The 12,602-nt window shown below is 68.9% G+C and carries 13 protein-coding genes; 7 read left to right on the top strand and 6 right to left on the bottom strand.

The genetic code is table 11. From position 1 onward, the window contains the following. Positions 1-28 precede the first annotated feature (28 nt). From RJQ01_RS05995 to RJQ01_RS05975, 5 genes are all read left to right on the top strand, one after another. Entirely contained in the window at positions 29-496 is a 468-nt protein-coding gene (locus RJQ01_RS05995) for an Lrp/AsnC family transcriptional regulator (RefSeq protein WP_152583427.1), read from the top strand. Beyond that, positions 493-1,962 carry an aspartate aminotransferase family protein gene (locus RJQ01_RS05990; RefSeq protein WP_350475814.1) on the top strand — a complete coding sequence of 490 codons (1,470 nt, stop codon included), beginning with the start codon at positions 493-495 and terminating at the stop codon, positions 1,960-1,962. Before RJQ01_RS05995 ends, RJQ01_RS05990 begins: the two co-directional genes overlap by 4 nt. Further along, positions 1,959-3,323 carry an NAD(P)/FAD-dependent oxidoreductase gene (locus RJQ01_RS05985; RefSeq protein WP_350475813.1) on the top strand — a complete coding sequence of 455 codons (1,365 nt, stop codon included), beginning with the start codon at positions 1,959-1,961 and terminating at the stop codon, positions 3,321-3,323. The genes RJQ01_RS05990 and RJQ01_RS05985 overlap by 4 nt, the downstream gene beginning before the upstream one ends. Before the next feature lie 110 nt (positions 3,324-3,433). Then, a complete protein-coding gene (locus tag RJQ01_RS05980; RefSeq protein ID WP_350475812.1) occupies positions 3,434-3,979 on the top strand; it encodes a TspO/MBR family protein in 546 nt (181 codons plus the stop codon). 27 nt (positions 3,980-4,006) lie between these two features. Then, a complete protein-coding gene (locus tag RJQ01_RS05975) occupies positions 4,007-5,092 on the top strand; it encodes a hypothetical protein (RefSeq protein ID WP_350475811.1) in 1,086 nt (361 codons plus the stop codon). Between the two features lie 20 nt (positions 5,093-5,112). On the opposite strand, the gene RJQ01_RS05970 is transcribed toward RJQ01_RS05975, so the two are convergent. Next, entirely contained in the window at positions 5,113-6,105 is a 993-nt protein-coding gene (locus tag RJQ01_RS05970) for an aldo/keto reductase (RefSeq protein ID WP_350475810.1), read from the bottom strand. 118 nt (positions 6,106-6,223) lie between these two features. On the opposite strand from RJQ01_RS05970, the gene RJQ01_RS05965 reads away from it, so the two are divergent. Beyond that, positions 6,224-6,766 (top strand): methylated-DNA--[protein]-cysteine S-methyltransferase, encoded by a 543-nt coding sequence (locus RJQ01_RS05965; protein WP_350475809.1) that lies wholly within the window; start codon positions 6,224-6,226, stop codon positions 6,764-6,766. After that, on the top strand, positions 6,763-7,356 hold the full coding sequence (locus RJQ01_RS05960; RefSeq protein ID WP_350475808.1) for a DNA-3-methyladenine glycosylase I: 594 nt from the start codon (positions 6,763-6,765) through the stop codon (positions 7,354-7,356). Before RJQ01_RS05965 ends, RJQ01_RS05960 begins: the two co-directional genes overlap by 4 nt. Positions 7,357-7,385: 29 nt before the next feature. On the opposite strand, the gene RJQ01_RS05955 is transcribed toward RJQ01_RS05960, so the two are convergent. The 5 genes from RJQ01_RS05955 to atpA all read right to left on the bottom strand — a co-directional run bounded on the left by RJQ01_RS05955 (position 7,386) and on the right by atpA (position 12,599). Continuing rightward, positions 7,386-8,147 (bottom strand): YaaA family protein, encoded by a 762-nt coding sequence (locus tag RJQ01_RS05955; protein ID WP_350475807.1) that lies wholly within the window; start codon positions 8,145-8,147, stop codon positions 7,386-7,388. A 64-nt stretch (positions 8,148-8,211) separates the two neighbouring features. Next, on the bottom strand, positions 8,212-8,472 hold the full coding sequence (locus tag RJQ01_RS05950) for a F0F1 ATP synthase subunit epsilon (RefSeq protein WP_350475806.1): 261 nt from the start codon (positions 8,470-8,472) through the stop codon (positions 8,212-8,214). A gap of 2 nt (positions 8,473-8,474) precedes the next feature. Continuing rightward, a complete protein-coding gene (atpD, locus tag RJQ01_RS05945; RefSeq protein WP_350475805.1) occupies positions 8,475-9,938 on the bottom strand; it encodes a F0F1 ATP synthase subunit beta in 1,464 nt (487 codons plus the stop codon). Between the two features lie 67 nt (positions 9,939-10,005). Then, positions 10,006-10,908: a F0F1 ATP synthase subunit gamma gene (locus RJQ01_RS05940; RefSeq protein WP_350475804.1), complete on the bottom strand. Its 903-nt coding sequence runs from the start codon at positions 10,906-10,908 to the stop codon at positions 10,006-10,008. A 56-nt stretch (positions 10,909-10,964) separates the two neighbouring features. Beyond that, positions 10,965-12,599 carry a F0F1 ATP synthase subunit alpha gene (gene atpA / locus RJQ01_RS05935; protein ID WP_350475803.1) on the bottom strand — a complete coding sequence of 545 codons (1,635 nt, stop codon included), beginning with the start codon at positions 12,597-12,599 and terminating at the stop codon, positions 10,965-10,967. Positions 12,600-12,602 lie beyond the last annotated feature (3 nt).

The raw sequence follows: 12,602 nt of genomic DNA, 5'->3' as shown, positions 1-12,602 counted from the left end.
CGCCCTCCGTGACTGCCAGAATCGAGGCATGGTCGCCCGCCCGAAGCCCGTTCAGCTCGATGATGTCTCCAAGGCGATCATCGAGCAGCTGCAGACCGACGGCCGGCGCTCCTACGCCGAGATCGGCAAGGCGGTCGGGCTCAGCGAGGCCGCCGTGCGCCAGCGCGTGCAGAAGCTCACCGAATCGGGCGTCATGCAGGTCGTCGCGGTGACCGACCCGATGCAACTGGGGTTCTACCGGCAGGCCATGATCGGCATCCGCGTCTCCGGCGACACGACCGCGGTCGCCGACGAGCTCGCCTCGCTCAGCGCCGTCGACTACCTCGTGCTGACCGCCGGCAGCTTCGACATTCTCGCGGAGGTCGTGTGCGAGAACGACGACGACCTCATCGACCTGCTCAACCGGCGCATCCGCGCCATCGACGGCGTCCACTCCACGGAGACGTTCGTCTATCTACGACTGCAGAAGCAGTTCTACAACTGGGGAACACGATGACACTCTTGAAGAAGAAGCAGAAGAAGCAGAAGCCCGACGCGACCGCGCACCACACCGCCGCCGCACCCGCCGCCCTGAGCGGCGCCGAGGCTCTCGCCGAGGCCGAGCTGCAGCGCAAGGCCAAGGACCACCTGTGGATGCACTTCGCCCGCCAGTCGGGCATGGCCGCCGGCGAGGGCGTGCCCATCATCGTGCGCGGCGAGGGCCACCACATCTACGACTCGCACGGCCGCAAGTACATCGACGGGCTCTCGGGCCTCTTCGTCGTGCAGGTCGGCCACGGTCGCGAGCGCCTCGCCGAGGCGGCGCGCAAGCAGGCGGAGGAGCTCGCGTTCTTCCCGCTCTGGTCGTACGCTCATCCGAAGGCCATCGAGCTCGCCGACCGCCTCGCCGACTACGCGCCAGGCGACCTCAACCGCGTGTTCTTCACGACCGGTGGCGGCGAAGCCGTCGAGTCGGCCTGGAAGCTCGCCAAGCAGTACTGGAAGCTCGTCGGCAAGCCGATGAAGCACAAGGTGATCTCGCGCTCGGTGGCCTACCACGGCACGCCGCAGGGCGCGCTCGCCATCACGGGCATCCCCGGCATGAAGGAGATGTTCGAGCCGCTCACGCCCGGCGGTTTCCGGGTGCCCAACACCAACTACTACCGCGCCGAAGAGATGGGCTTCCACGGCTCGCTCGAAGAGTTCGGGCAGTGGGCCGCCAATCGCATCGAGGAAATGATCCTGTTCGAGGGCCCCGATACGGTCGCCGCGGTGTTCCTCGAACCGGTGCAGAACTCGGGCGGCTGCTTCCCGCCGCCCCCCGGCTACTTCCAGCGCGTGCGCGAGATCTGCGACCAGTACGACGTGCTGCTGGTGAGCGACGAAGTCATCTGCGCCTACGGTCGCCTGGGTGAGATGTTCGCCTGCACGGCCTTCGACTACGTGCCCGACATCATCACCTCGGCCAAGGGGCTCACGAGCGGGTACTCCCCCCTCGGCGCGATGATCGTGCGCGAGAAGCTCTACGAGCCCTTCACGCACGGTCAGACGGCGTTCTACCACGGCTACACCTTCGCCGGGCATCCTGTCTCGGCCGCCGTGGCCCTCGAGAACCTCGACATCATGGAGGAGGAGGGCATTCTCGAGCACGTGCGCGAGAATTCGCCGAAGTTCCGGGCGGCACTGGAGCGCCTGAAGGATCTGCCCATCGTCGGCGACGTGCGCGGCGAGGGCTACTTCTTCGGCATCGAGCTCGTCAAGAACAAGGAGACGAAGGAGACGTTCTCGGAAGACGAGGCCGAGCGGCTGCTGCGCGGCTTCCTCTCCAAGGCGCTGTTCGAAGCGGGGTTGTACTGCCGCGCCGACGACCGCGGCGACCCCGTCATCCAGCTCGCCCCGCCGCTCACGATCGGCCCCGCCGAGTTCGACGAGATCGAGGGCATCCTGCGCAGCGTGCTCACCGAGGCCTCGAATCGGCTGTGACCGAAGCCGACTATCGCGCACTGAGCTTCTGGCACGCGACCGTCGATGACGATCTGACCCCGCGCCCTCCCCTCGAGAGCGGTACCGAGGTTGATGTGGCGATCATCGGGGCCGGGCTCACGGGGCTCTGGACCGCGTACGAGTTGCAGCAGCGCGACCCCGACCTGCGCATCGCCCTCCTCGAGAAGGAGATCGCGGGCTTCGGGGCTTCCGGCCGCAACGGCGGCTGGGTCTCCGCGCTCTTCCCGCGATCCACTGCGTCCCTGGCCGCGCAGCACGGCCGCGAGGCGGCGATCGCGATGCGCCGCGCCATGATCGCGACCGTCGACGAAGTCGGCGCGGTCGTCGAACGCGAGGGCATCGCCTGCGACTACGCACGCGGCGGCACCATCGTCTACGCCCGCTCCGATGCGCAATGGGCGGATGCCCGCGCCCAGGTCGCCCAGGCACGAGAGTTCGGCGTCGACGCGCTCGAGCTGTGGAGCGCCGATCGGGTTCACGCCGCCGGAGCCCTCGGAGCGGTGCACGACCCGGCCTGCGCACGCGTGCACCCCGCGGCTCTGACGCGCTCGCTCGCGCGCATCGTCGAATCGCGCGGTGCGGTCATCCTCGAGCAGACGGCGGTCACGACGTGGGCGCCCGGCCGGGTCGACACCGACCGCGGAGTCGTGCGGGCTCGGCACATCATCTCGGCGCTGGAGGGCTACGGCGCCCGCGTGGCGCCCCTGCGCCGGCACGTGCTGCCGCTGTACTCGCTCATGATCGCGACGCAGCCGCTGGGCGAGGATGTCTGGCAGCAGCTCGGTATCGAGCACGGCCAGACGTTCTCCGACGGCCGGCATCTCGTCATCTACGGCCAGCGCACGGCCGACAACCGGATGGCCTTCGGAGGGCGCGGGGCGCGCTACCACTGGGGCAGCGCGATCCGGCCGGAGTACGACCGCGTCGCCGGGGTCTTCGCGCACCTCGCGGCAACTCTGCGCGAACTCTTCCCCGTGCTGCCCGAACTGTCGATCGAGCATGCGTGGGGCGGCCCGCTCGGCGTGCCCCGGGACTGGCACGCGAGCGTGCACTACGACCCGAGCACAGGGCTCGGGCGGGCGGGCGGCTATGTCGGCGACGGCCTGGCCACGACCAACCTGGCGGGGCGCACGCTCGCCGACCTCGTGACGGGAGCCGACACCGACCTCACGCGTCTGCCGTGGGTCGGTCACCGCTCACCGCGGTGGGAGCCGGAGCCTCTGCGCTTCCTCGGCGCCAACGCTGGCCTGCTCGCGATGACGGCGGCAGACGCCGAGGAGCGCGCGACCGGTCGGCCGTCGCTGGTGGCACGCGCGATGGCGCCGCTCATCGGGCACTGAGCGGGAGGTCGTGACAGCCACAGCGCGCGCGTGTCGCGCGCGCAGGATGTTCGGAGCATGAGCGCCTACTGTCGACCTGGTCCTCGAGGATCGCGGACCAGGAGGTGAGCATGACCGAAGCACGGACGCAGCAGTCCGCGATCGCCGTTTCCGGCGATCACTCCGCCGCACGATCCGCCCTCGCGCTCACCGGCTTCCTCGCGGCGTCCTTCCTTGTCGGCATCATCGGCAGCGCCGTGTCCGTCCCCGCCATCTCGGGTTGGTACGACGACCTCGCCAAGCCCATGTGGACGCCGCCGACGGCCGTCTTCGGCCCCGTGTGGACCGTGCTCTACTCGAGCATGGCCATCGCCGCCTGGCTCGTCTGGCGGCACCCGGCCTCGACCGCCCGTCGCCGTGCTCTCTCGGCATACGCCCTGCAGCTCGTGCTCAACGCACTCTGGACCCCGGCCTTCTTCGGGCTGGGAGGGCTCATCGGCGCCAGCGGGCTGTGGGTCGCGCTCGCGATCATCGTCGCCCTCGACGTCGCGATCCTCGCCGCCATCATCCGGTTCGCCGACCTCAGCAAGCCCGCCGCGGCGCTTCTGATCCCGTACTGGTTCTGGACCCTCTTCGCCACGACGCTGAACGCCGCGATCGCCGTGCTCGCGGCCTGACCCTGCCCGCGACAGTACCGTGGAGCCATGAGCCACTTCTCGGCCGGGCTGCAGCACGCGCGGCGTGATCGAGGCGCGCGCGCCGGACGCGCCGCGCTCCTCGGCCTCGCGGGCATCTGCATCGCGGCGCAGGGGCTCGTCCTCGGGGGTGCCGCATGGGCGGTCGCGAATCCTCGCCTGGTGGATGATCAGCTCACGGTCTGGAGCTACGAGCCCGACCCCGCGATCGTGGAGTACGCCGATCGTGCCGGCCTGAGCGACGAGGGCAGATTCCTGCTCTACGCGAGCGTGCCCGAGATTCTCCCCCCCGAGCGCTTCGACCTGTTCTGCTCCTTCGAGGAAACCGGGCTGGGGGTTCTCGGCTGCTACACCCTCGCCGACGGCCGCATCTTCCTCTACGACGTCACGAACGACGAGCTCGATGGCTACGAGGTCGTCGTCGCGGCGCACGAGATGCTGCATGCCGCGTGGGATCGCCTCAGCGTCGACGCGCGAGACGCGCTCGCCGTGCTGCTGGAGGCGGACTTCGCCGCCCTGGGGCCGGAGCACGAGCTTGTCGAGCGCATCGCCGAGTACGAGGCGCTCGATCCGTCATCGCGCATCCCTGAGCTCTACGCGATCCTCGGCACCGAGGTTCCGGCGCTCGCGCCCGCACTCGAGGAGCACTACGCCCGCTACTTCGACGACCGCTCGCTGACCACCGAGCTGTACGCGCAGGTCGCCGCCGTGTTCGACGGCCTCGAGGAGAGGCTGCAGAATCTCAGCGACGAGCTCGACGCGCGCTTCGCCGCCCTGGAGGCCGACCAGGCGGCGTACGCTGCGGCCGCCGCGGCGCTGGAGCGCGACATCGGCGCATTCAACGATCGGGCCTCGCGGCCCGGCGGCTACACGAGCCAATCTGCATTCCAGGCCGACCGCCAGGCTCTGGTCGACCGCCAGTCCGCACTGGAGGCCGAGCGGGAGTCCCTCAACGCAGCGGTCGACGAGTACAACGCGCTGCTCGATGAGCTCGAGGAGCTCAACGCGGAGGCCGCCGAGCTCAACCGCTCGATCAATGTCGACGCCGAGCCGCTGCCGCCCTCTCAGGGAACGGACGACGACCTCGCAGACTGACGGGGTCCGCCGCTGGGCGCCTATCGGGACGGTGCCGCCAGGTCGTCGCCCGGCGGGAACAGCGCATCGATCTCGGCGAGGTCCTCGGCCGTCGGCGTCCACGCCTGAGCGGCGGCGGCGTTCTGCGCCACCTGCTCGACCGTGGTAGCGCCGGCGATGACGCTCGCGAGTGCGGGGCGGCTCAGCAGCCAGCCGATCGTCGCCTCGAGCATCCCGATGCCCCGCGCTGTGCAGAAGGCCTCGAAAGCCTCCAGTCGATCCCAGGGTGCATTCGCCACGAGGTGCGGCCGCTGCCGCATGATGCGCGTGTCGGCGGGCCCGCCCTCGCGCGAGAACTTGCCCGTGAACAGGCCGTTGTAGAGCGGGTAGTAGGGCAGGAATCCCACCCCGTGGGCTTCGGCGGCCGGCAGCAGCTCGCGGTCGGCACCGCGCCGCAGCAGGCTGTACTCGTTCTGCGCTGAGATGAATCGCGGGTGGCCGTGCAGCTCGGCGAGCAGGTCGGCGCGCGCGAGCTGCCAGCCAGCGAAGTTCGAGTGGCCGATGTACTGCACCGAGCCCGCGTCGATCAGCTCGTGCAGCGCTGCGAGGGTCTCCTCGAGAGGCGTCAGAGGGTCGGGCGTGTGGAACTGGTAGAGGTCGATCGAGTCGGTCTGCAGCCTGCGCAGGCTGCCCTCGACGGCGAGGCGAATGTACCGTCGCGCTCCCTTGGCTCCCCAGTGCGGAATAGGGCTCTCGTAGCCGGCGTGCCCGAACTTCGTGGCGAGCACGACCTCGTCGCGTCGGCCACGCAGAGCATGACCCATCATGGTCTCGCTGCGACCATGTTCGTAGCCGTAGACGTCGGCGCCATCGAGCAGGGTGATGCCGTGATCGAGGGCGGCATGCAGCACCCGTGCGGTGCCCTCCTGGGTCTCGGTCGCCGAACCTGGCCGTCCGAAGTTGTTGCAGCCGAGACCGACGGCGGAGACCCGCAGTCCGCTGCGCCCGAGAGAGCGGTAGGTCATGGTCGTCATGACCCCATCCTCGCGCACGAGCCTCTGCGCTCCCTCCCCAGACAGGCGGACGGACGCGACGATCCCCGTGTCCGTTTTCCGCCGGTCACCGGATGCTCGGGGCCGTAGTCTGCTCGGTATGACACCGGTCCACACCGCGCCAGCCAGCATCCCCGCCTCAGGCTCCTCCGACGCGAGAAGCACCTGCAGGCTCACGACCGCGTCGCCGCTCGGTCGCATCGTCGTCGAGGGTGACGGCACTGCGGTCACGCGCCTCGAGATCGAGCGCGCTGGCACCCTTTCCACCGACGGCGAGCCCGACACCCCGGACGACCTCACGCGTCGCGCCGTCGAACAGCTCGCCGAGTACTTCTCGGGGTCGCGACAGGCCTTCGACGTGCCGGTGCGCCTCGACGGCACGCTGTTCCAGCGCGCCATCTGGCAGAGCCTGAGCGCCATTCCTTTCGGCGCCACGCTCAGCTACGGGGAGCTCGGGCGGCAGACCGGGCGCGCGACCGCCGGGCGCGCGGTCGGCGGCGCCGTGGGCGCGAACCCCGTGCCGCTCATCGTGCCGTGCCACCGCGTCCTCGCGAGCGATCAGCGCATCACCGGCTACAGCGCGGGCGACGGAGTGCCGACCAAGATCTGGTTGCTCGACCACGAGGGCATCTCGCACCGGTGAGCCTCACACCGGATGTTCTCACCGGCGGCGACGGTCTGCCGCGGTGCGGCTGGGTGGGAGACGACCAGGAATACCGCCGGTACCACGACGAGGAGTGGGGGTTCGCTCTGCACGGCGACCGAGCGCTTTTCGAGAAGCTCTCGCTCGAGGCCTTCCAGTCGGGGCTCTCCTGGATCACGATCCTGCGCCGCCGCGAGGGCTTCCGCCGGGCCTTCGCGGGCTTCGACCCCACGGCGGTCGCCTCCTTCGACGAGGAGGACGTCGCCCGCCTGCTTGACGACGCGTCGATCATCCGCAATCGCAGCAAGGTCGAGGCGACGATCGCGAACGCCCGGCTGCTCGTCACCCGCATCGCGCACGAGCCCGGTGGGCTCGACGGCCTGGTCTGGCGCCACGCCCCCGAACCCCGTGCGCAGCGCCCGCGTCGCCTCGCCGAACTGCCAGCGACGACCGCCGAGTCGAGTGCTCTCTCGCGCGCGCTCAAGTCGGTCGGCTGGCGCTTCGTGGGCCCGACCACGGCCTACGCACTCATGCAGTCCGCCGGCCTCGTCGACGATCACCTCGCGGGCTGCTGGCGGGCCTCGCCGTGAGGGCCTCATCGTCCCCGGTACGCCGCGCCCTAGGGGTGGTCGACCACGAGCTCGAGTTCGCCGTGCGCGCCGGGCCGCAGTGTCCACCCCAGACTCGCAGCGTGGTCGATGAACGCGTCGAGTGTGGGCGGCAGCGGCCCCTCCGTGAGCATGGCGCGCAGGAATCGCCCCTTGCCCGCCTTGTTCGCGTGCGAGAGCGCGCGGGAGACACCGTCCTCGCCCACGGTGACCACGCGCACGAAGAGGGAGTCGTCCCGCGCAGGGGCCGGGCCGAGCGCCGCGTACGCTTCTGAGCGCAGGTCGAGAATCGGCCCACGATGGCCTGCCAGGATCGCGCGCGTCGGATCCGCCCAGTGGGCGGCGAGCCGCAGCCCCGGCAACCGGGAGTCGTGCGACAGCCGGTAGGCCGGAATCGCGTCACCCGCACCGATAAGGCCGAAGAGAGCCGACTGGATCGCCACGTGCTGCGCTGCGCGCTCTCGCGCCGCGTCATCCCAGTCGCTCACGCCGAGCGCGTCGAAGAGCACGCCCGTGTAGCGCTCGATCGCGGGCAGAGTGGGGCTGATGCGTATGCGCCGATTGCGCTCGAGCTCGGCCGGCGCCGCTCGGGCGCTGAGCTTGAGGGCCCGGGCTGCCGCGTCACCGTCTCCGCACACCTCGGCGAGCCTGTCGAGCACGAGAGTCCGCTGCCCGGTCAAGGACCTGTGGGACAACCGAGTAAGCCCCAGCCGCGTACGCTGCGCTCCCCCGTCGCGCTTCGTCTCGGAGGGAGGCAGCAGGAAGAGAATCACGCGCGGTGGCAGAAGCGCCGCACCATCGCACCGAAGCGCGTACGCCCGATCGCGAGGCCGTGCACTAGAGCAGTTCGGCCGCGCCCGCGACGATCGTCACCGTGTTGTTCTCGACCGAGAGGAAGCCGTCTTCGGCTCGGGTGGTCACAACGGCACCCTCGGTGGGTGTGATGCGCACCTCGCCGGCGCCGAGGATGCCCAGCAGGGGCTCGTGACCGGGCAGGATGCCGATCTCGCCCTCGGTGGTGCGCGCGACGATCTGCTTCGCCACCCCCGACCACACCTCGCGGTCGGCGGCGACGACGCTCACCGTGAGCTCGGCCACGACTAGTCGTTCTCCTTCTGGATCTGCGCCCAGCGCTCTTCGACGTCGCTGATGGTGCCGACGTTGAAGAAGGCCTGTTCGGCCACGTGGTCGTACTCGCCCTTGGCGATCGCGTCGAACGACTCGATCGTGTCCTTGAGCGGCACCGTGGAGCCTTCGACGCCGGTGAACTTCTTCGCCATGTAGGTGTTCTGCGAGAGGAACTGCTGGATGCGCCGAGCACGCGACACCGTGATCTTGTCCTCCTCGCTGAGCTCGTCCACACCGAGGATGGCGATGATCTCCTGCAGCTCCTTGTTCTTCTGGAGGATCTGCTTGACGGTCGTCGCGACGCGGTAGTGGTCCTCACCGATGTAGAGCGGGTCGAGGATACGGCTCGTCGACGTGAGCGGGTCGACCGCGGGGTAGAGACCCTTCGAGGCGATCTCGCGGCTCAGCTCCGTCGTCGCGTCGAGGTGCGCGAAGGTCGTCGCGGGTGCCGGGTCGGTGTAGTCGTCGGCGGGCACGTAGATCGCCTGCAGAGAGGTGATGGAGTGACCGCGCGTCGAGGTGATGCGCTCCTGCAGGATGCCCATCTCGTCCGCGAGGTTCGGCTGGTAGCCCACCGCAGAGGGCATGCGGCCGAGGAGCGTCGAGACCTCAGAGCCGGCCTGCGTGAAGCGGAAGATGTTGTCGATGAAGAGCAGGACGTCTTGCTTCTGCACGTCGCGGAAGTACTCGGCCATCGTGAGCGCTGACAGCGCGACGCGCAGACGCGTGCCCGGCGGCTCGTCCATCTGCCCGAAGACGAGGGCGGTCTTGTCGAAGACCCCCGCCTCCTCCATCTCCATGATGAGGTCGTTGCCTTCACGGGTGCGCTCGCCAACGCCCGCGAACACGGAGACACCGCCGTGGTCCTGCGCGACGCGCTGGATCATCTCCTGGATGAGCACCGTCTTGCCGACGCCCGCACCGCCGAACAGACCGATCTTGCCGCCCTGCACGTACGGGGTGAGCAGGTCGATGACCTTGATGCCGGTCTCGAAGAGCTGCGTCTTCGACTCGAGCTGGTCGAAGGCAGGAGGCTTGCGGTGGATCGGCCAGCGCTCTGTGACCTCGATGGTCTCGCCGGGCTCGGCGTTGAGCACCTCGCCGATGACGTTGAACACCTTGCCCTTCGTGACATCGCCCACGGGCACCGAGATCGGGGCTCCCGTGTCGCGCACCTCCTGTCCGCGGACGAGACCGTCTGTCGGCTTGAGCGCGATAGCGCGGATCAGATCGTCGCCGAGGTGCTGCGCGACCTCGAGGGTCAGCGTGGTCGTGTCCTCACCGATCGTGATGTCGGTCTTGAGGGCGTGGTAAATGCCCGGGATCGCATCGTGCGGGAACTCGATGTCCACGACGGGACCCGTCACGCGGGCGACGCGGCCGACGCCGTGCACGGCGGTCTCCTCGGCGGGCTTCTTCTTGGTTGCGGTAGCCATGAGCTCTCTTTCTGTCTGGAAAGTGTCTAGTGCACTGTGCTGACTGGTGAACGCGTCCTTGCCGCGTTCACTTAGCCGAGCTCAGGGCGTCTGCGCCGCCCACGATCTCGGAAATCTGCTGGGTGATCTCCGCCTGGCGTGCGTTGTTCGCCAGTCGGGTGTAGTCGAGGATGAGCTTGTCGGCATTGTCGCTCGCCGACTTCATGGCCTTCTGGCGGGCAGCGTGCTCCGAGGCGGCGGACTGCAGCATGGCGTTGAAGATGCGGCTCTCGATGTACACCGGCAGGAGGCCGTCGAGCACCTGGTCGACCTCGGGCTCGAACTCGTACAGCGGGAGGATCTCGGCGTCGCCAGGCTCCTCGACGCCGTCGACGACCTCGAGCGGAAGCACGCGCACGATCTCCGGCACCTGCGAGACGAGATTGACGAAGCGGTTGTACACGATGTGAATCTCGTCCACGCCCTCACCGCTCTCGCCGCCGGCGATGAACGCGTCGACGAGAGTGTCGGCGATGTCCTTGGCGGTGGCGAACTCCGGCTGATCGGTGTTGCCCGTCCACTCCTTGGCCGCAGCGCGGCGACGGAAGGCGAAGTACTGCACCGCCTTGCGCCCGACGAGGTAGTTGACGACCTCTTTGCCCTCGTCTTCGAGCAGAGTGCGCAGCTCGTTCGCCTCACGGATGACCTGCGAGGAGAAGGCGCCGGCCAGTCCACGGTCGGAGGAGAAGACGACCACGGCGGCTCGTGTGGGCTTCTCGCGCTCCGTCGTCAGGACGTGGTCGACGTTCGAATACGTCGCGACGGCCGACACGGCGCGCGTCACCGCACGGGCGTACGGCGCCGAGGCGGCCATGCGCGCCTGAGCTTTCTGAATCCGCGAGGCGGAGATGAGCTCCATCGCGCGCGTGATCTTCTTGGTCGTCTGGGCAGAACGAATCTTCTGCCGGTAGACCCGAAGTTGCGCTCCCATGTGTGTCGTCTTTCCTTAGGTGTCGTCGTGCAGTCGGTCGCGTGTCGAGCAGGGCTCTAGCGCTTCCTCCGCACGATCTTCTCCTGGTTGATGTCGGCTTCCTCGGTCTCGTCGAACTCCTCGGAGCCGGCCTGCACGCCATCCGTCCCGCCGCCCTGGAACTCCTCGAGGAAGGCGTCGATGGCCTTCTCGAGCTCGCCCTCGGTCGTCTCGTCGAGCACGTTGGACTCACGCAGGGTGGTGAGGATCTCAGTGTTGCGCTGCAGGTGGTCGAGCAACTCGCGCTCGAACCGCAGCACATCGCTCACAGCGATCGAGTCGAGCTTGCCCTTCGTGCCCGCCCAGATCGAGACGACCTGCTCCTCGACGGGGTAGGGCGAGTACTGAGGCTGCTTGAGCAGCTCGGTGAGGCGCGCGCCGCGCGACAGCTGGCGACGGCTCGCCGCATCCAGGTCGGAGGCGAACATCGCGAAGGCCTCGAGAGAGCGGTACTGGGCGAGCTCGAGCTTGAGCGTGCCGGAGACCTTCTTGATGCTCTTGACCTGGGCGTCGCCGCCGACGCGCGACACCGAGATGCCGACGTCGACCGCGGGGCGCTGGTTGGAGTTGAAGAGGTCGGACTGCAGGAAGATCTGGCCGTCCGTGATCGAGATCACGTTGGTCGGGATGTACGCCGAGACGTCGTTGGCCTTCGTCTCGATGATCGGCAGGCCCGTCATCGACCCGGCGCCGAGCTCGTCGGAGAGCTTCGCGCAGCGCTCGAGGAGGCGGGAGTGCAAGTAGAAGACGTCACCGGGGTACGCCTCGCGGCCCGGCGGGCGACGCAGAAGGAGCGAGACGGCGCGGTAGGCCTCGGCCTGCTTCGACAGGTCGTCGAAGATGATGAGCACGTGCTTGCCGCCGTACATCCAGTGCTGACCGATGGCCGAGCCGGTGTAGGGAGCGAGATACTTGAAGCCCGCGGGGTCGGAGGCGGGAGCCGCGACGATCGTCGTGTATTCCATGGCGCCGGCCTCCTCGAGCGCACCCTTGACAGCGGCGATCGTCGAGCCCTTCTGGCCGATGGCGACATAGATGCAGCGCACCTGCTTGTTCTCGTCGCCGGACTCCCAGTTGGCCTTCTGGTTGATGATCGTGTCGACCGCGATCGCCGTCTTGCCGGTCTGGCGGTCGCCGCTGATCAGCTGGCGCTGGCCGCGCCCGACCGGGATCATCGCGTCGATCGCCTTGATGCCGGTCTGGAGCGGCTCGTGCACGCTCTTGCGCTGCATGACGCCCGGCGCCTGCAGCTCGAGGGCGCGGCGGCCCTCGTCGGCGATGTCGCCGAGACCGTCGATCGGCGCGCCGAGCGGGTCGACGACGCGGCCGAGGTAGCCGTCACCGACGGGAACGGAGAGCACCTCGCCCGTGCGGGTCACCTCCATGCCCTCGACGATGCCGGAGAACTCGCCGAGAACGACGACACCGATCTCGCTCTCGTCGAGGTTCTGGGCCAGGCCCAGCGTGCCGTCGGAGAAGCGGATGAGCTCGTTGGCCATCACGCCGGGCAGCCCCTCGACGTGCGCGATGCCGTCAGCGGCATCGACCACGCGGCCGACCTCGGTCGCAGCGGCGGCTCCGGGAGCGTAGTCGCGCGCGAACTTCTTGAGCGCGTCGCGGATCTCATCCGGGCTGATCGAAAGTTCTGCCATGTT

This window comes from Microcella sp. (assembly GCF_040286215.1).
Lineage (GTDB): Bacteria > Actinomycetota > Actinomycetes > Actinomycetales > Microbacteriaceae > Microcella.
Note: the sequence above shows the minus strand (reverse complement) of the source record. Positions and strands in the feature narration are given on the sequence as shown.